The sequence below is a fragment of the Sphingobium sp. CCH11-B1 genome (assembly GCF_001556865.1).
GTDB lineage: Bacteria > Pseudomonadota > Alphaproteobacteria > Sphingomonadales > Sphingomonadaceae > Sphingobium.
The window spans coordinates 1-18,211 of sequence record NZ_LSJY01000100.1; the positions used below are offsets into that span (position 1 = coordinate 1).

An 18,211-nucleotide genomic window follows, 5' to 3' on the forward strand; every position below is an offset into this window, starting at 1 on the left:
TCCGACCGCTTTACTCGGCCAACGCGCCCCAGGCGTCGGTGGAGATCAAAGGGGGCGCGCAGCCCTACGAGGGTCTCGATATATTCGTCGGGGACAACGACGCGGTGCGCCGCGTCGGTGATGCCCTGGAGTTCATGCGCCAGTCCTGTGATCCATCGGCGAAGACTGGTTTCTAAACCGGCCAGCGGCGTCTCACCGACTTTTGCGAGGGCGGCTTGATCCGCACCCGACCAAGTTGGCCAACACCGTTATAATCTCATTCTAACCGTTGCGCGCACCGTCGTCGGCGCGCCGGGCATGATGTTGTTGTCGTTGTAGGCGGACGAGAAATAATCGCTGTTAAGCAGATTCTCGACGTTGATTTGCGCCTCGATCTGGGGGGTGAGCTTGAAGAATGCGGCGGCATCGACGCGGGTGAAGGCGGGCAGGATGGCGGTGTTGCTGATGGACGTGAAGCTTTTCGACTGGTGGTAGACACCGGCGCCGGCCCCCAAGCGTGGGGTGAGGTCGTAACGCGTCCAGAGCGAAGCCTGTTGTTTTGGAACCAGCGGAACCTCGCGCCCGGCCGGGGCGGCACTCGTCGTTTTGCGAATTGTCGCGTCCTGCAGCGCATAGCCCGCGCTGATCTGCCACTGGGGTGTGATCGCGCCGCTAAGGCCGAGTTCGAGCCCTTTGCTGCGCTGCGCGCCCGTGAGCACCGTCCGTGCGGGGTCATTGGGGTCGGCCGCGCGGGTGTTGGTGCGGTCAAGCTGGTAGATGGCGGCGGTCAGGTTCAGCGTCGGGCGGATATCCCATTTGAGGCCAAGCTCGTAATTGTCGAACCTCTCCGGCTCCAGCGCGGCGCTGGTGACATCGAGCGATGAGAATTGATCCCCCGACTGCGGCAGGAAGGACCGGCTATAGCTGGCGTATATCGAGACAGGTTGCACCGGCTTGAGCACCACGCCCACTCGGGGAGACCAAAGCGTGTCGGTCCGGCGATAGCTCTGCCCGGCAACCAGGTCGTCGACGTTAAGCGTGAAGCGGTCGCGGCGAACGCCGCCGATCAGATCGACATGGTCGCCGATCGAGATCTGGTCCTGCACATAGAAGGCGGCGGCGTCGGCGTTCGTGCGGATTGACCGGTAGCCGGTATTGGGAGTGGTGCGCAGCGTGACCGGCGGCACCGTGATCGGGTCGGCCAACCCGACAAAGACGCGCCGCCCCCCGTTGACGATATCACCACCCCCGAAAAAGCCGTTGATCCGCTGGTTGCGCGTGCGCTGGTCGCTAATTTCGAAGCCAGCGAGCAGCACGTGGCGGACGGGTCCAGTGGTGACCCTCCAAACAAGGTCGTTCTGGTTGAGCAGGTTCTTGCGTGTCGTGGGATCGCTATACGCTTCGAGGCCGACGCTCTGGACGCCGCCGCGCGACGTGACCGGGGTGACCGGAAAGGCGTTCCGATAGAGCTTGTCGTAATCACCATACAGGACCCGACTGGTCAGGGTCAGATTGTCGCTGAAGCGGTGCTCGACGCGCCCATTCAGGACCTTGGCCTCGAAATCGCTGACGTTGAATCCCGGCACACCGAAGAAGGTGTCGCGGGCGCCGGTGAGCGGGCGTGACGGGCTCGTCAGCGAGCCCTGAACGGCCGAGGGGACGCCTCGGTCGATCGTTCGCTTGTCGCTGTTATATTCGAAGCCCAGATCGATCCGAGTCGCACCGCCGAGCGAGAGCGCGACGGTCGGGTTGATCGCAACCCGGCGCCCGTCATAGAAGTCGCGATTGTTTCGGAACTCCTCGTAAACGGCGTTCATCCGGGTGGAGACGGACTCGCTGAGTGGCTGACTGATGTCGGCGTCGACATACCATGCGCCATATGTGTCCGCCGAACCGCTGCCGCTGATGAAGGCGTTGGCGACAGGGCGCTTGGTGACGCGGTTGATTACGCCCCCGCCGCCGCCGCGCCCGAAGATCATCGCGTTGGGACCTTTCAGAACCTCGATCCTCTCTGCATTGTAGAGGCCGCGATAATATTGCACGTCGTCCCGCAAGCCATCGACGAAGAAGTCTGCGGTGCTGCTGTTCCCGCGCAGGATGATCTGATCGCGGTGTCCCTCACCTTGGGAGATTACGGCGCCGGGGACATAGCGTAGTACATCGGCAATAGAGCGCATCGCCTGGTCGTCGATCTGCGTTTCCGTGATGATCGAGACCGCTTGGGGGACATCGTTGAGCTCGGTCGGTGTGCGCGTGGCGGTGCTGGTCGCATCGATCTGATAGCCGTCGCGGACGCCGGTCACGATGATCGTTTGCGAGGTGCTGCCGGGTCCCGACAGGAACTGGTCTTGAGCCATTGCCGGGACGGTGAGCAGCCCGAAGCCGAGTGCAGTTCCAATACCAAGATTTCTCACCGTTGACCCTTTTGCGAATCTCTCTCACCAACGCAATAGGTGATTTGAGAGTGCGTCGCAATAGCCCTTCGGGGTGGTCGCTGTCGGGCCCGTTGACTTGCTCTCTAAAATATGAGGCCAGCGAAACGGACTACGGCAATGTTACGAAGCCCGACGAGATCACTTATCAGAGCCTGAGTTGGCTTTGCCGTTGCATTACGCCGAACGTCCTCAGCCATGACATGGAAGAGAGCCGAGCCAGTGACGCTCACCGGACGACGATCTTGCCTTTCATGCCGAAAATCGAGTGCATGAAGTGCGAACAATGCACGTCGTAGGTTCCGATCCGGTTGACAACCAGGCGCACGTCCCCGCTTTCTCCGCCTCCCAGATCGACCTCACCCTTGTTGATCGTCGACCGGCTGGCAGGGGCAATACTGGCTTGCTCGAAAAAGGCCTTGGCGACAAAATTGTGGCCGCCCCCTGCCGTGTTAACAAAGCGCAAGCGGTAGGGAACACCGCGTTGAAGCGTGATCGTGGCTGGAACGAAAGCGAAATTCTTCATGTCGATTTCGATCGTCCGGGCGTTCAACCAGTTCGGCGATTGAGCAAAGCCAGGCCCCGCGAGAAGAAGGCCGCAAACAGCGAGGCTTCCTGCTGCATCCAGGGTTGCCGAACGTAACTGTACGGAATCCCGCGCCAACAGGCGCAGGATCGCCGCTGCGCAGGATTTCGCGTCACGCGCATTATAGGATTCGGAATGGCTTGGTGCTGCAAATTCCGCTGACCCTCCCTCGTTAGGAACAATCAACGGCAGCCCTGACGCGATGGCTTCTAAGGCAACGAGACCAAAAGGTTCGGTATCCGATCCGTGCACGAGCGCATCTGCGCTGGCCAACACGGATGCAAATCGCTCACGCTCGAAGATCGGCTTAAACAGCCGGATGTGGGGATTGCCAGCGACGCGGCTGAAGATTTTGGGTCGATCGACGCCGTCGCCAAGGAGGATGAGCCCAAACCGCCTCCTCGGCGGGGGGGCAGACACAGACATGGCCCCTCCATTTCCTCCAGAAGACGATAGTGTCGATCTATCGCCGCTGCCCGTTCTTGGACCATTCCGCTTGCCGTCACCCAACTCCTGCGGACAGCGGAATGGTCATGTGCCGCTGCCCGGCTCACGAGCAATATCGGCGGCTTGTTGCCAATCGCGCTATCTGGTCGCGACAAACGTCGACATATGCACGGCCATGCTGTTGCCCACAGCCGCCACGCACACATTGTCGCCCCCTCGCTTGACCTGACGAACACCATGGTTGCCGCCCTAGCTGCGCTCGGCCTGCCAATAGAAGGTGAATCAGGAACTTGAAAACAGCGGGACGCGTGGATCGCCGGCCTGCGTGCGAGTTGTGAACGATTGGGCGCAATGGAAGAGTGCGCCGCCGGCCCGGGGGCGTTCCGCTTCGTGACATTCGTTCACGTCGGATTCGAGGGGTGTTCGCCGGCCGTGCGTAATGAATGTTAGCACGACGGAGGAATGAACATGGATATGGATTTGGACAGCGCGTTGCGCCGCCTTGCCGAGCAGCCGCTTCATCCCCGGCTTGCTGAACTGGAAGGGGATGTCATGCGGTTGATCGCGGCGGAGCAGCACGCGGGCAGCGGAGTGACACTGCGGGCTGGCATGCTGGCAGCGGTAGGCGCAGTCGTCTTGGGAGTGGTGGGCGGCGGATTGTCATCCGCAGCGGCGACTGCGCAGATGCCGACGCTGACGCCTTTCGGACCTGCCGTGCCGCTAGCGCCTTCGACCTTGCTGGCGTTCCAATGACGAGCAGCGCCCGGAGAACGATGCTGATCGCGGCCGTCGCGTTCGTGGCGGCGGTCGCAGGCGTGTGGGCTGGACGCGAGGTGTTTCCTACGCCGACGAGCCCAGGTGTGGAGCTTCACAGCTTGCTCCACGACGGGCTCGAGTTGGACGAGGCTCAACGGACCAAGCTCGAGACGCTGGAGTCCCGCTTCACCGTTCGAAGGCGTGCCTTGGAGCTGGAACTCAGGGCCGACAACGCGCGGCTCGCCGACGCCATCGAGGCCGAACATGGTAACGGGCCGCAGGTCGCGGCGGCCGTCGATCGTTCGCACGGCTCGATGGGCGAGCTCCAAAAGGAGACGTTGAACCATATGTTCGCGATGCGGCAGATCCTGCGGCCCGACCAGGCAAGGACGTTCGACCGCGCGGTGGTGAAGGCGCTGACCGCAGACGCGCGGTGAGTCTTGAACTTTCGGCCTGCACCGACGGCGAACTCGCCGCCTTGACGCTCGCTGGACGTCAGGCCGCCTTCGCCGAGATCATGCGCCGGCACCAGGAGCCGGTCTACCGCCTGATCCGTGCACATATCGGCGACGCCGAAGAGGCGCTTGACCTCACTCAGGAATGCTTCGCGTCCGCCTTTCAGAACCTGCGAAGGTATGACGGAGATCGGCCGCTCGCTGCGTGGCTGGCCCGCGTGGCGATCAACAAGAGCCGCGACTGGCATCGGCGGCGGCGCATACGCCAGATACTATCGTTCGCCTCTTCGCTGCCGCCCGAGACGATGGAGAGTGAGTGGGACGAGGCGCCAGGCGCCGACGCGGTAACCTTCCATCGCGCTGAGCTAGCCCGGCTTTCGCGCGCGGTATCCCAGCTGCCGGCCACGCTCAAGGAGACGATCTTGCTCCGGACCGTGGAGGGCTTGTCCCAAAAGGAAACCGCCGCCGCGCTGGGGATCAGTGGCAAGGCCGTGGAGACGCGGCTCCGGCGCGCGCGTAAAAAATTGTTGGATATTCTCGATTGCGCATGAGGGGGTGGGCTGGTTCATGCGTAATAAGGGGTAATGTCGGCGGCGTCCTCCCCCGGCTGCAAGCATTGAATTGGAGTGAAGGAACGGCATGAGCCGCAATCTGAACCGGCGCGACGTGATGCGCGGAACCGCCATGCTCGGCGGCACGCTGGCCATGTCGGCCTACCTGCCAGCTTGGGCGCAACCCGTGTCGCGCGGCATCGCCAAGCCGCTGCCGATCGTATCGGGCACGGAAATCGCCCTGACGATCGACCGGATGAAGCTGGTCATGGACGGAATTACAACGCCCGCGATCGGGGTGAACGGCACGGTCCCGGCGCCACTCGTCCGCCTCAAGGAGGGCCAGAAGGTCCGGCTCGCGGTGACCAACAATCTTGACGAGGATAGCTCGATCCACTGGCACGGCCTCATTCTGCCGTTCCAAATGGACGGCGTGCCGGGCATCAGTTTCCCCGGCATCAAGGCACGTTCGACTTTCGTGTACGAATTTCCAGTCGTGCAGTCAGGCACCTACTGGTACCACAGCCACTCGGGCGAGCAGGAGCAGGGCGGGCTCTACGGCCCCATCGTCATCGATCCCGCGGGACCCGACCCGATCGCATTCGACCGCGAGCATGTGATCGTCCTCTCCGACCATAGCGAAATGACGGGCGAGGAAATTTTCCGCAAGCTCAAGCAGATGGGCGGCGCCTATTTCAACTATCAGCGCCCGACGCTGAGCGGGCTGCTCGCCGGCCGCGAGATGCGCCTCAAGGATCGGATGGAATGGGGCAAGATGCGCATGGACCCGGCCGATATTGCGGATGTTACGGGGTCGACCTACACCTTCCTCGTCAATGGCTTTGGCCCTTACGACAACTGGACGGGCCTCTTCCGACCGGGCGAGCGGGTTCGGCTGCGCATCGTCAATGCTGCGGCGCAAACCAACTTCAACGTGCGCATCCCTGACTTGCCGATGACGGTGGTGCAGGCCGACGGCCAGAACGTCCGGCCGGTAACCGTGGACGAATTCCAGATCGGCGTCGCGGAAACCTTCGACGTGATCGTGACGCCCGAGGACCGCGCCTACAGCTTCGTTTCCGAGGCGATCGACCGATCCGGCATGGGGCGCGCGACACTGGCCCCGCGCGAGGGCATGATCGCCCCGGTCCCGCCGCTCCGCCCGCGCACGTTGCTGACCATGACCGACATGGGCATGGACATGAGCGGCATGAGCGGGATGGAGGGGATGTCCGGTATGGCGGACGAGAACCCGGTCGCAAAGCGCGGGCCGGATCCCACGTTGATGCAGAATGCCTCGCGCAACCTGTGGAAGCTCACCGGGTGGAAAGAGCCCACCGATCACGGAACGAAGGCGGTAGGCGCTGCGATGGCCGGCATGGCTGGGATGGGGGGCGACCAGATGAGCGGCGCTATGCCAGGGATGGACCATAGCCAAATGGCGGCGGGCGCTGCCGGGATGGCGGGCATGGACCATGGTCAGATGAGCAGCGGCGGCATGGCTGGAATGGATCACGGCTCCGGCGGCATGAGCATGGACATGAACATGCGCAACCCCAAGAACGCGCCCGGCGTCAAGATGGGGCCTGGGGTGCAGACCATCTCGCCGATGCCGAAGGACCGCACGGGCGAGCCGCCGCAGGGGCTGGAAGGCGTCGATCATCGCGTGCTCACTTATCGCGACCTTGTCGCGCTGGATCGCAACCCGGACGTTCGTGCCCCGGCGCGCCAGTTCGAACTCCATCTGACCGGCAATATGGAGCGCTATATGTGGGGCTTTGACGGCCAGAAGCTCAGCGATCCCGCTGACCCAATCCCGTTCCGTAAGGACGAGCGGGCGCGCGTCACCCTGATCAATGACACCATGATGCCGCATCCAATCCACTTGCACGGGCACTTCTTCGAACTGGTGACCGGGCATGGCGACTTCGCGCCACGTAAGCACACGGTGAATGTAGCGCCTGGCGGCAAAATGACGTTCGACGTGACGACCGATGCGGTGGGCGACTGGGCGTTCCATTGCCACAATCTTTATCACATGACCGCAGGGATGATGCGTGTCGTGACCGTTCGCCCGATGGGCGAGGAGAACCGCGATGCAGTTTAAGCTCCTCCTGATCGCGGGCGGCGCGGCGCTTGGCTTGGCAACATCTGCGGCCGCGCAGATGGACCATTCCAATATGCCGGGCATGAAGATGCCACCGCCAAAGACGACAACGGTGAAAAAGCCTGCCCCTAAGAAGCCAGCAGCGGCCAAGCCCGCCGCGCGCAAGAAGTCCGTGAAGCCCGCTGCCAGGTCGATACCGCGCGCGAAGGCGGGATCGGGGGCCAGGCCCGCCGCAAGTCGGTCCGCCAAGCCGTCGGCCCCTGGAACGGTCGTTGCCGATCCTCATGCCGGTCATGACATGACGGCCATGCCGGGCATGAATACGCCTGAAGCCAACCCAAATCCTGGCGCCGGGCACGACATGTCGGCGATGCCAGATACCTCCGGCGGTGCCGCCCCAGGCCAGCCAAGTGCCATGCAGGGCATGGACCATGGTTCGATGCAGGGAATGGATCAGGGTTCGGGCGCTATGCAAGGCATGGCAGGTCACGATATGGGAAGCATGTCTCCTCCGACCACGGGGACGACGATGGTCGGGACCAACCTGCCGGCCGGCAACGCTCCGCCGCCGCCGATCCCGACGGATCGGGCCGCGGACCAAGTCTACTCTGCCGCCGCTATGGCGCATTCGCAGCAGCATCTGCAGATGCACGGGGGACAGAATTTCTCGCAGATCATATTCAACCTGGCTGAAGTCCAGATCCGGGATGGACGCGATAGTTATCGGTGGGACGGTAGTGCCTGGTATGGGGGCGATATCAACCGGCTGGTGCTCAAGACCGAGGGCGAAGGGAATATCGGGCGCAGCCTGGAAGCAGCGGAGGTGCAGGCGCTTTATTCGCGCGCCGTAGGCCCATATACCGACATACAGCTTGGCGTCCGCTACGACTTCAAGCCCAATCCCTCGCGTGTCTATGCGACGGTCGGCTTTGAAAGCCTTGCACCCGGCTTCTTCGATGTCGAGGGCGCGCTGTTCCTGTCCAACAAGGGCGACCTGCTCGGGCGTCTGGAAGGCTATTACGATCAGCGGATCACACAGCGGCTGATCCTTCAGCCACGCGCCGAGCTCAACTTCGCCGCGCAGGACGTGCCGGAAATCGGCCTCGGCTCCGGCCTGTCCACGGCCGAACTCGGACTGCGCCTACGCTACGAGATCAGGCGGGAGTTCGCGCCCTATGTGGGTATATCGTACGACCGCAGGTTCGGGGACACCGCCCGCCTCGCGCGCGCCCAAGGCCAGGGGGCGGCGTCGACCAGCCTTGTTCTGGGCATTCGCACATGGTTTTGAGGCCGATTGGGCTTTGTTGCGTTGACTAAGTCCAAGAAGGAGAAGCCCAATGGTTAAGACGATTACAGTTCTGGCTCTGGCGGCGATGGCAGCGAGCCCAGCTTTGGCTCAGCAGCAGATGCAAGGCATGGACCACTCGAAAATGCAGGGCATGAACCACGACAACATGCCTGGCATGAACACGCCCTTCATGCCCGCCGAGATGGCGATGCACGAGAAAATGATGAGGGCCAAAGGCGCCAACGCAAGTGAGACGTGGGCCCGCAAGATGATTGAGCATCACCGCGGTGCGATTGCCATGTCGCAGATCGTTCTCCGCCAGGGGCCCGATGCGAAGACCCGGCAAATGGCTCAGAAGTCTATTGCCGAGCAAAACAAGAGCATCGGTGAGCTTCAGGCGATGCTCCGGGCGATGGGCAAGCCTCCGCAGTAATTAAACCTCGTTCCTTTAGCCCTCAACGAGGGGGCGGGAGGAACGACCAAGGAGTTTTTTGCATGAAGACAGCTTTGCGATCCGCGCTTACTGCCGCAGCCTTGTTGGTTCCGGTTGCCGTCAGCGCGGCCACCCCGATCGTTATGCACCGCGACCCCGGCTGCGGCTGTTGCGCCAAGTGGGCGGCACAGGTGCAGCAGCAGCTCGGGCGCCAGGTGCGCGTCGTCGATGATTCCAATCGCCCCGCGCTGCAGAAGCGCGCGGGGGTCCCTGCGGACGTCTCGTCCTGCCACACCGCAATCGCCGATGGCATGGCTTTCGAGGGCCACGTGCCGATTGCCGACATGAAGCGGGCTCTCGCGACCCGGCCCAAGGGCGTGCGGGGCCTCGCGGTCGGCGGTATGCCGCTCGGCTCGCCGGGAATGGAAGTGCCGGGCGTCAAGGCGCAGGCCTATGACGTGGTCGCCTTCGGTCCCGGCGGGCGCCGCCTGTTTTCAGGCTGGGGGCGGCAAGACGCGGCCGCCGCAGCTGGTGTAGCTCCACGGTCCAGTTCGTCTGGAAGAGCAGGCGAAGAGTTCACAAAAGGATTCGGGTCGGTGAGGAGAGAAGGCGGCATGCGCACCCGGGAATCGATGACCACGAATCAAGGAGTTGGGTGATGGGCGGTAAACGAGCCGGGGCCTTCGCTCTGCTCCTTGCGGTTGCAATGTCAGTAAGCACGTCGGCATCCGCGCATGAAGATCATGATGCGCTTGGGGCTGGTCCCGGGCCAGCCGCTAACAGCGCAGTCGAGACTCAGAACAAGGATGGAGCAGACGCTGGCGCCGGCCACATGGGTATGGGCTCTATGTCGACCGTGGACATGAACATGGGCGGCCGCGACATCGCCGGCGACGACATGGGCATGGGCGGCATGCACGAGGAGACCGCCAACAAGAACAAGAGTTTCGGTGAACGGCTTGTGAGCTGGCTGGGCCGGCTGCACACCATGGTCATTCATTTTCCCATCGCACTGTTCATCGGTGCGTTCGGAGTGGAGCTGTTCGGGTTGTGGCGCCGCAACCGGGACTATCAGCATGTCGCACATATAATGCTGGTGGTCGGCGCGCTGGGAGCGATCGCGGCGGCGTTCCTGGGCTGGTTCGCGGGCGGGTTCTACCTGACCGACCGCAACCCGATCCTGATGACGCATCGCTGGCTCGGGACGTTGATCGCGGTCTTCGGCGTCGCGCTGGCTTGGATGGCAGCGCGCCACCGTAAGGTTCCCGAGCGGTCGCGGACGTTGTACTGGATGGTGCTTGGCCTGATGACGCTCGCTATCTCCATCCAGGGGTTCCTTGGCGGAACCTTCATGCACGGCGGATTATACCACTTGGCATTCTGAACCGGTCCCGCTGTACGCATAAAGCGGTCATTTTCTGAACAGGGACGGCCGAGGGCGCGCCTTCACCGAGGACGCGCCCTTTGACTGATCAGCGGATCGACTGAACTGCTTCGCTGCAGGCCTGCTCGCAACGACGGCAGTGTTCAGCGCAGATGCGGCAATGCTCGTGCGTGCTCGCATGCTTCTCGCATTCCTCCGCGCACAGCCCGCAGGCGATGGCGCAGGCTTGAAGAGCCGCAACCAGCGCTTGCTCATTGCTGCCGGTGCGGCGGGTGCCGAGCGAACCTGCCGCCAGGCAGGTGTCGGCGCAGTCGAGGTTCAGACGAATGCACTGGCGAAGCTGTGCGACCATCTCTTCCGCCAGACAGGCATCAGCGCACGACGTGCAGATCTGAGCACATGAGTAGCACTCCTCAATACAGCGGATCAGTGCGTCGTTCGTGTTTCCCTTCACGTCCGGATGCGTGGCGATCATCTCTTGCATGTGGTGCATGGTTCTCTCCTGTTCAGGTAGCGGTCACCCCCTGTCTAAGTAAGAGGTACGAACCTGAAATGTTCCGGCCTTTGCGTCGGACCGTTCGGCCGTTTTGGCGTATCGATTAACCCCCGGCGCCGGGGGTAGCGCACAGTTTCGACGGCCACGCCGCCTGCGCGCGCGCACCATCCTGGTGCGGGATCATCGAACCGAGACGGGCCGTGTCGCCGAGCGCCGTGTGGTACGAATCAGCGCTCCGGTTTAGAGGGCTTTCACTCGTTGCACTGCCAATGGCTCACCCTAGGTCGGCGGTAGGCCCTGAGCCGGCCACAGCCCGGCCATGGCGGATGCCAATCCGCTGTCGCGGTCGCGCAACAGGTTATGGATTGCGGTCGCAGCGACCGCTGCTTGTCCGGTTGCGACGCTGATCTGATCGAGCCCTTCCACAACGTCGCCAACCGCGTAGAGGCTGGAAACCGAGGTTTGTTGGTGGGCGTCGGTCAGCACGCATCCCGTTGCCGCGAGCTTCGCGCCCAGCGAAGTGGCAAGCCGCGTTCGAGGGGATGAGCCGAGCGCAGGGTAAAGCGTGTCGAATTGTAGCTCCAGGCCATTGGCCAATCGAACCTCGACACAATCGCCAAGACGCAGCTGCTCGACAGGCGAGGGCGCGACATCGACGCCCTGCTGGGTCAGCCTGGCAAATTCGGTCGGTGCGAGGTCGAGCGACCGTTCGGCGAGAAGCGTGACCTTGGCACCATAAGCGCGCAGGAATTCGGCTTCTTCAGCGCCATGGCGGTCGCAGCCGAGCACCGCCACGCTCATCCGCCGAGCCTCATAACCATCGCAAATCGGGCAGTAGCGGAGAAGGCCACGCGCGACGCCGATGTCATGCATCGCATCGGGCATCTCGGGACGTCGATTGACGACACCCGTCGCGAGCACGACGGTCCGCGCGTACAGGACGTTCGGTCCGCAACTTGCCGAGAAGTGATCGCCTGATGCGACGATCGCGTCGATCTCACCGCTCTGGACCGTACCGCCATATTCATGCAACTGAGCCTGCAGGCGCGCAAGAAACGTGACGCCGGAAATGCCGCCGGGAAATCCTGGGAGGTTGTGCGAGCGCGGGATGGAGGCGGCGCGCCCCGCCGCCGCGTCGTAAACGACGCAGCTCCTGAGAAAGCGGGAAAGATAGATCGCGGTCGTGAGTCCAGCGGGGCCGCCGCCCACAATCAGACAGTCGATGACCTCCTCGGGATCGCCAGTCCAGCCTTGATTGGTCAACCGCAACCTCATCATTACCCCGCGCATGCGCCCGGCGGGCCCGCGGCCCTACTCATTCGGACGGTAGGCGCAGGTAGAAAGCGCTCTGTACTCCCTTGTGAATACGCGCCGATGCCGCTTCCCCCTCATCAAGAGGGTGCGGCGGCACGAAAAAAGATCGTGAGGGATGACCCGTCCTGCTGCGTAATACAGGTGAACTCAACGGAAATGGAGATTACCCGCATGCGTCGCTTGTTCATCACGACTGCCGCCGCCGCCGTGTTCTTCGCAGGCGGCGTGGCAAACGCGCACCCGAAGCTGGTGTCCGCCAGCCCCGCCGCCAACGCGGCCGTCGCGACCCCGGAGAAGATCAGCCTCCAGTTCAGCGAGAAACTCGTACCTGCTTTCTCCAAGGCCGAACTGATCATGGCCGCGATGCCTGGCATGGCGGCCATGAAGATGCCCAGCAGCGCCGCGGTCGGCTCCGACGGGCGTACGCTAACCATCATCCCCAAGCAGCGTCTTCCGCGCGGGCGTTACAACGTCGACTGGCAAGTCGTTTCCGGCGACACGCACAAAATCACCGGCAGCTACACCTTCACGGTGAAGTGAGCGAATGCTCGACTGGCCGACCGTCGCCATCCGCTTGGCGTTGTACCTGGTCCTGACGGTGCTGTTCGGCCTGTCGGCGTTCAGCCTCTATGGCCTTAGGCTCGGCGAGCGCGAGGATGCAATCGCTCTGCGGCCTTGGCTTTCGGGAAGTGCTGTGCTCGGGTTGCTGCTCTCAGCCGCTGGCCTGATCCTCATGGCCTCGTCGATGGCCGGATCTCCATTCTGGCCGGTCGACGAGGCCGCGGTGGCTGCCTTGCTCGGAGGGCCACCGGTTGGCTCCGCCTGGAAGGTGCGCATGGTAGCGCTGGTCATTGCCGGGGGCGCGGTCCTACTGGCGCGAGGCAGAGCATCATGGCTGGCGATGGCCATGATTGCCGCCGCTACGGCGTTGGCGACACTCGCGTGGAACGGGCACGGTGCCATGGACGAGGGAAGCACCGGATGGCTTCACCTGGGCGCGGACATTCTCCATCTCCTCGCAGGCGGTATATGGGTTGGCGCACTGTTCGGATTGCTTCTCCTGATGATGCGCCGCGCCGAGGCGATCGATGCCGCGCACCTTCAGCTTACCCATCGGGCGCTGCACGGCTTCGGGGCGGTGGGCACGCTCGTGGTTGCCATTTTAGTGATCACCGGCTTGATCAACAGCTGGCTGCTCGTGGGCCCAGCCAATTTCACGGCCTTGGGCACGACGCTCTACGGCTTGCTGCTGCTCGCCAAGCTGGTCTTGTTCGCAGCGATGCTGGGACTCGCGTCGCTTAATCGGTTCCGCCTCACGCCGGCCTTCGAACGCTCGATTGCCATGAACGATCATGACGGAGCGCTTATGACGCTGCGGGTCAGCCTGGCGGTCGAGACAACCTGCGTGATTGGTATCTTGGCGCTCGTAGCATGGCTCGGCACCCTCGCACCGCCCGCATCGGGCATGTAGGTGAGGTTAGCTCTGCTGGGTCTGTTGATGTATTCAAAGGTGAACGAACGAGGGTAGCAAGTCATGGCCGATGTCAAACGCAGTGATGCCGGCAGCGGCCAAGGTGACGGCGGCGTCGTTCTGATCACGGGGGCGAGCGGTTTCATCGCTGCGGCCCTGATCGCCCGGCTCGGCGAACGCTACACCGTTGTTGGCCTGGATCGTGCCGGTCCGCCCGATCCACCACCACCCGCCTTGGCGATCAACATCGACGTCGGGTCGGATGAAGCGGTGCGAGCTGCGCTCGACGAGGTTCGCGCGCGCTACGGCAACCGCATCGCTTCGGTGATTCACCTCGCCGCCTATTACGATATTACGGGCGATCCCAATCCGCTCTACGACAAGGTCACCGTGCAGGGCACCCGCCGGCTGATTGACGGGCTGCAATCGTTCGAGGTCGAGCAGTTCGTCTTCGCCAGCACGATGCTGGTTCATAAGCCGACCGCCACTCCGGAGGAGCGCATCAGCGAGGAGTCGCCGATCGGTGCGTCCTGGGCGTATCCACAGTCGAAAGTCGATGCCGAAGCACTGCTGCACGCGCGGCGCGGGAAAATCCCGGTCGTCTTCCTTCGCGCCGCAGGAGTTTACGACGACGACGGGCGCTCGGCGTTTCTCGCGCAGCAGATATCGCAGATTTACGAGCACCGCCTGATCTCGCATTTCTATCCCGGCATGCTGTGCGCGGCACAGTCATCGGTGCACCGCGAGGACTTGGCCGACGCCGTGGTGCGCCTCGTCGATCGGCGGCACGACTTGCCGTCAGAACTGCCGCTGCTCGTCGGCGAACCCGACCCGCCCGGCTATGCCGAGATCCAGGACATCGTCGGGGAGGCGCTCCACGGCGAGGGCTGGAAGACGATCCGCATCCCGCAGCCGCTCGCGAAGGCCGGGATCATCCTGCAGAACGAAGCGCTCGGCAGCGACGACTTTATCCAGCCCTGGATGATCGACAGCAGCAACGACCACTATATCCTCGACATCTCGCGCGCACGGTCGCTGCTCGGGTGGGAACCGAAGCACAGCCTTCGCGACACGCTCCCGGCGATCGTCGCTGCGCTCAAGCGGCATCCGCGGGCCTGGTACCGGAACAACAAGCTCAACGAGAACCTGGTCGCGTGGGATGAAGAGCCAGAGGCCGAGCTTGCGGGGTCTGGCCACCACCAGCCCGCAGCGGCCGCCGGAACGGGCGGCATAGATCACGGCGGGATGGATCACAGCAAAATGGACCACGCGGCGATGGGGCACGGGTCCGGCGCCGCGGTCGCGGCCATGTCGGACCACGGCGGGCACGGCGATCACATGGCCTTGATGGACCGCGATGAGCGCCGCGCGCGCTGGGCGCTTTACGCCAACATCGGCCTCGGTCTGTGGCTCGCCTCAAGCCCGCTCATCTACGACTCCATGACCACGCAGAGCGTCGGTGAAGCGGCGCGGTTCGTAACGGTCGATCGCGGACTGCCGTCGATCGAGTGGCGTGCGAGCGCGCTGGCCGTAAGCGATCTCGTCAGCGGGCTTGCTATCGCGCTGTTCGGCGCACTTTCGCTCGTCCCGCGCACCAAGACATGGGCGCAGTGGGCTGTCGCGTTCATCGGCATCTGGCTGTTCTTCGCGCCGCTGATCTTCTGGAGTCCGAGCGCCGCGCAGTACAACAACAACCTGCTCGTCGGGTCCGCAGTCATCGCGCTGTCGGTGCTCGTGCCGATGATGCCGGGCATGAGCATGGCCGGCATGATGGACTCCAAGAACATCCCGCCTGGATGGACCTATTCTCCGTCCACCGATGCTCAGCGGCTGCCGATCGTCGCCATGGGCCTGATCGGCCTTCTCACCTCGCGCATCCTGACCGCCTACCAGCTGGGGCACATCGATAGCGTCTGGGAGCCCTTCTTTGTCGGATCGCTGACCGACCCCCGCAACGGGACGGAGGAGATTATCACGTCGGGCATGTCCAAGGCCTGGCCGATTCCCGACGGCGGGCTTGGCACGGTGAGCTACGTGCTCGAGATCCTGATGGCGGTGATGGGAACCCGCGACCGCTGGCGGACGATGCCGTGGATGGTGACCTTCTTCGGTATCCTGGTCATCCCGCTCGGCGTCGTCAGCATCTACTTCATCATCAGCCAGCCGATCGTGATCGGCACGTGGAGCACGCTGGCGCTGATCGCCGCGCTCGCCATGCTGATCATGATCCCGTTCGCATTGGACGAGGTCATTGCCATGGGCCAGTTCCTCGCCTGGGCGAAGCGCCGCGGCAAGCCGCTGATCCGCACCTTCTTCCAGGGCGACGCGGTCGAGGCGGGGGCCGAGGACGCATCCGACGTGATGGCCTCGCCTTCTACCTTCTGGGCGGATGCGAAGCGCGGGCTGACGCTGCCGTGGACGCTGGCGGCCAGTATCGTGCTCGGCGCCTTCCTGATGCTGACGCGGGTGATCCTGGGGAACGAAGGCGAGATGGCGAACAGCGACCATGTGGTCGGCGCCCTCGTGATCACAGTCGCGATCATTGCCACCGCAGAGGTGGCCCGCGCTCTCCGCTTCATCAATGTCGCGTTCGGGGCATGGCTCGTCGCTGCCCCGTTCCTGCTGACAGGGGCCGGCCCCCTTGGGGCGATCGTGTCGGTGGTCGTGGGAATCGCGCTCATCGGGCTCAGCCTGCCGCGCGGCAAGCGCAGCCCCGAACATTATGCGAGCTGGGACAAATACGTAATTTGAGGCCTTACTCGCCTCCAGAGAGGAGGGGCACAGCATGGCGCAGTCCAGGTACCGAGTTCTATCCGGGCGGTCATTCAGGCGGCGGGGGTGATGACGGGGGCGGTGGACCGCGGCTACAGCTTTAAGCGAGCATCGACACTGTTCCGGTACGGTCCAGCATGCTAATGCGATTCCTTCGCAGGATCGTTGGTGGCCTGCGGCTAAGCTGCATCGCATCGAGACAAAGATAATATGAAGTGAAGCGCCTCAAACTTGTCCTCCTGCGGCTTGCCATCACGCTCACCGCGCTGTTCATCCCGGCCGCGACAATGGCCGAACCCGGCGACGTGCAAACCGCATGGCGGCTGCTCGACTATATCGCCGTCGATTATGGCGGTGCGGTTGCCGAGGGCCGGGTCAAGAGCGCGGCCGAATATGCCGAGATGAACGAGTTCTCCGTGTCCGTTACGACGCGGCTGCGCGATCTGCCGGCGAAGCCGGAACGGCCGGCGCTGGTTCAAGGAGCCGACAACCTGCAAGGGATGATCGCGCGCAAGGCATCGGCTGAACAGGTGGCGACCACCGCGCACGGGCTGGCGGCTGATCTGCTGCGCGCCTATCCAGTGCCGCTCGCGCCCGACAAGGCTCCGGACCTCGCCTCGGCCGATGCGCTGTTTCGACAATCCTGCGCGTCCTGCCACGGCATGACGGGCGACGGGCATGGCCCCGACGCCGCCAAGCTCGATCCGCCGCCGATCGCGTTCACTGATGCCGAGCGCGCCCGCCAGCGAAGCGTGTTCGCGCTCTATCAGGTGGTGACGCAAGGGATCGACGGGACAGGGATGCAGAGCTTCGCCGATGTGGCGAACGATCAGCGCTGGGCGCTCGCCTTCCGCGCCGGGAGCTTCGCCTTCACCGACGAACAGGCGCGCGAAGGCGAGCGGCTGTGGAAGTCAAACCCGGCGCTTCGCCAGCGCATACCGGACCTGAAAACCCTCGTCGCGCTCACCCCGGCCGCGCTCGCCACCTCGATTGGCGAAGCGAAGGCCGATGCGGTCATGGCCTATCTCCGCCGCCATCCCGATCAGGTGATGCAACACGCGCCTGGCTCGCTTGCGGTTGCGCGCGCCAAGCTCGCCCAAAGCCTAGCGGCAGCGCGGCGTGGCGATGCGCGCGGGGCGAGGGAGCTGGCCTTGTCGGCTTATCTCGACGGGTTCGAGCCGGTCGAACCAACGCTCACCGCGCGCGACGCGGCGCTGATGGGCCGGATCGAAGGCGCGATGGGCGAGTTTCGCGCCGCGATCGACCGCGGTGCCTCGCCCAACGAGCTCGCGGAAAAGGTGTCAGTGCTCGACGGACTGTTCGACGATGCTGAAGCCGCGCTGGCGCCTGATGCCGCCACGGAGGCCTCCACCTTCCTGGGCGCATTCACGATCTTGCTGCGCGAGGGGCTCGAAGCCTTGCTCATCGTCGTCGCTATGATCGCGTTCCTTCGCAAGGCGGAGCGTGGAGAGGCGCTGCGCTATGTTCATGCCGGGTGGATCAGCGCGCTCGTCGCTGGCGGGATCACCTGGGCGGTCGCCACCTATGCCATCGGGGTCAGCGGCGCGAGCCGTGAGCTGACGGAAGGGTTTGGGTCGCTATTCGCCGCGGTCGTGCTGCTCTCGGTCGGAATATGGATGCATGGCAAGGCGCAAGCCGATCAGTGGCAACGCTATATCCGGGAGAAGATGTCGCGGGCGCTTACGGGTGGGTCGGGCTGGTTCCTGTTCGGGCTCGCGT

15 protein-coding genes and 1 pseudogene are annotated in these 18,211 nt (G+C 63.8%); 12 read left to right on the plus strand and 4 right to left on the minus strand.

Translation table 11 applies throughout. The annotated features are described in order from the left end of the window. Positions 1 to 248 precede the first annotated feature (248 nt). Positions 249 to 2,393 (minus strand): TonB-dependent receptor, encoded by a 2,145-nt coding sequence (locus AX724_RS10900; RefSeq protein WP_231736640.1) that lies wholly within the window; start codon positions 2,391 to 2,393, stop codon positions 249 to 251. Between the two features lie 247 nt (positions 2,394 to 2,640). Continuing rightward, positions 2,641 to 3,423 (minus strand): glycosyltransferase, encoded by a 783-nt coding sequence (locus AX724_RS24490; RefSeq protein WP_231736642.1) that lies wholly within the window; start codon positions 3,421 to 3,423, stop codon positions 2,641 to 2,643. 489 nt (positions 3,424 to 3,912) lie between these two features. Between AX724_RS24490 and AX724_RS10910 the strand changes: the two genes are divergently transcribed. The 8 genes and pseudogenes from AX724_RS10910 (at position 3,913) to AX724_RS10945 (ending at position 10,418) form a co-directional block, all read left to right on the plus strand. After that, on the plus strand, positions 3,913 to 4,197 hold the full coding sequence (locus tag AX724_RS10910) for a hypothetical protein (RefSeq protein ID WP_066766221.1): 285 nt from the start codon (positions 3,913 to 3,915) through the stop codon (positions 4,195 to 4,197). Positions 4,198 to 4,217: 20 nt separating this feature from the next. Beyond that, positions 4,218 to 4,637, plus strand: coding sequence for a periplasmic heavy metal sensor (locus tag AX724_RS10915; protein WP_082733486.1), 420 nt, complete (start codon positions 4,218 to 4,220; stop codon positions 4,635 to 4,637). Continuing rightward, positions 4,634 to 5,206 carry an RNA polymerase sigma factor gene (locus AX724_RS10920; RefSeq protein WP_066766199.1) on the plus strand — a complete coding sequence of 191 codons (573 nt, stop codon included), beginning with the start codon at positions 4,634 to 4,636 and terminating at the stop codon, positions 5,204 to 5,206. Before AX724_RS10915 ends, AX724_RS10920 begins: the two co-directional genes overlap by 4 nt. 88 nt (positions 5,207 to 5,294) lie before the next feature. Beyond that, complete coding sequence (locus AX724_RS10925) at positions 5,295 to 7,313, plus strand: copper resistance system multicopper oxidase (protein ID WP_066766200.1); 2,019 nt, start codon at positions 5,295 to 5,297, stop codon at positions 7,311 to 7,313. After that, entirely contained in the window at positions 7,303 to 8,601 is a 1,299-nt protein-coding gene (locus tag AX724_RS10930; RefSeq protein ID WP_066766203.1) for a copper resistance protein B, read from the plus strand. The genes AX724_RS10925 and AX724_RS10930 overlap by 11 nt, the downstream gene beginning before the upstream one ends. Before the next feature lie 49 nt (positions 8,602 to 8,650). Further along, the gene (locus tag AX724_RS10935) at positions 8,651 to 9,034 is read left to right on the plus strand and encodes a DUF305 domain-containing protein (protein WP_066766204.1); all 384 of its coding nucleotides are present in this window, start codon (positions 8,651 to 8,653) and stop codon (positions 9,032 to 9,034) included. A gap of 62 nt (positions 9,035 to 9,096) precedes the next feature. After that, positions 9,097 to 9,540, plus strand: a pseudogene (locus AX724_RS10940) (DUF411 domain-containing protein); the annotation flags it as partial. A 362-nt stretch (positions 9,541 to 9,902) separates the two neighbouring features. Then, positions 9,903 to 10,418 carry a DUF2231 domain-containing protein gene (locus AX724_RS10945; protein WP_231736645.1) on the plus strand — a complete coding sequence of 172 codons (516 nt, stop codon included), beginning with the start codon at positions 9,903 to 9,905 and terminating at the stop codon, positions 10,416 to 10,418. Between the two features lie 88 nt (positions 10,419 to 10,506). Here the strand turns inward: AX724_RS10945 and AX724_RS10950 are convergent, their stop codons facing one another. Together AX724_RS10950 and AX724_RS10955 are read right to left on the minus strand one after the other, a co-directional pair. Continuing rightward, entirely contained in the window at positions 10,507 to 10,911 is a 405-nt protein-coding gene (locus AX724_RS10950) for a four-helix bundle copper-binding protein (protein WP_066766206.1), read from the minus strand. A gap of 282 nt (positions 10,912 to 11,193) precedes the next feature. Next, positions 11,194 to 12,177, minus strand: coding sequence for an NAD(P)/FAD-dependent oxidoreductase (locus AX724_RS10955; RefSeq protein WP_231736646.1), 984 nt, complete (start codon positions 12,175 to 12,177; stop codon positions 11,194 to 11,196). A 222-nt stretch (positions 12,178 to 12,399) separates the two neighbouring features. On the opposite strand from AX724_RS10955, the gene copC reads away from it, so the two are divergent. From copC to AX724_RS10975, 4 genes are all read left to right on the plus strand, one after another. Next, positions 12,400 to 12,768: a copper homeostasis periplasmic binding protein CopC gene (gene copC, locus AX724_RS10960; RefSeq protein WP_066766210.1), complete on the plus strand. Its 369-nt coding sequence runs from the start codon at positions 12,400 to 12,402 to the stop codon at positions 12,766 to 12,768. Between the two features lie 4 nt (positions 12,769 to 12,772). Beyond that, positions 12,773 to 13,699: a copper homeostasis membrane protein CopD gene (gene copD, locus AX724_RS10965; RefSeq protein WP_066766212.1), complete on the plus strand. Its 927-nt coding sequence runs from the start codon at positions 12,773 to 12,775 to the stop codon at positions 13,697 to 13,699. A 63-nt stretch (positions 13,700 to 13,762) separates the two neighbouring features. Then, the gene (locus AX724_RS10970) at positions 13,763 to 16,450 is read left to right on the plus strand and encodes a vitamin K epoxide reductase family protein (protein ID WP_066766214.1); all 2,688 of its coding nucleotides are present in this window, start codon (positions 13,763 to 13,765) and stop codon (positions 16,448 to 16,450) included. A gap of 236 nt (positions 16,451 to 16,686) precedes the next feature. After that, positions 16,687 to 18,211 (plus strand): FTR1 family protein (locus AX724_RS10975; RefSeq protein ID WP_066766217.1); only part of this gene is annotated, 1,525 nt, incomplete at its 3' end.

Bases quoted from the DNA above. Each gene is read 5' to 3' on its own strand.
- copD (WP_066766212.1), top strand. From the start codon at position 12,773: ATGCTCGACTGGCCGACCGTCGCCATCCGCTTGGCGTTGTACCTGGTC.
- AX724_RS10910 (WP_066766221.1), top strand. From the start codon at position 3,913: ATGGATATGGATTTGGACAGCGCGTTGCGCCGCCTTGCCGAGCAGCCG.
- AX724_RS10935 (WP_066766204.1), top strand. From the start codon at position 8,651: ATGGTTAAGACGATTACAGTTCTGGCTCTGGCGGCGATGGCAGCGAGC.
- AX724_RS10915 (WP_082733486.1), top strand. From the start codon at position 4,218: ATGCTGATCGCGGCCGTCGCGTTCGTGGCGGCGGTCGCAGGCGTGTGG.
- copC (WP_066766210.1), top strand. From the start codon at position 12,400: ATGCGTCGCTTGTTCATCACGACTGCCGCCGCCGCCGTGTTCTTCGCA.
- AX724_RS10930 (WP_066766203.1), top strand. From the start codon at position 7,303: ATGCAGTTTAAGCTCCTCCTGATCGCGGGCGGCGCGGCGCTTGGCTTG.
- AX724_RS10950 (WP_066766206.1), bottom strand. From the start codon at position 10,911: ATGCACCACATGCAAGAGATGATCGCCACGCATCCGGACGTGAAGGGA.
- AX724_RS10970 (WP_066766214.1), top strand. From the start codon at position 13,763: ATGGCCGATGTCAAACGCAGTGATGCCGGCAGCGGCCAAGGTGACGGC.
- AX724_RS24490 (WP_231736642.1), bottom strand. From the start codon at position 3,423: ATGTCTGTGTCTGCCCCCCCGCCGAGGAGGCGGTTTGGGCTCATCCTC.
- AX724_RS10945 (WP_231736645.1), top strand. From the start codon at position 9,903: ATGGGCGGCCGCGACATCGCCGGCGACGACATGGGCATGGGCGGCATG.
- AX724_RS10925 (WP_066766200.1), top strand. From the start codon at position 5,295: ATGAGCCGCAATCTGAACCGGCGCGACGTGATGCGCGGAACCGCCATG.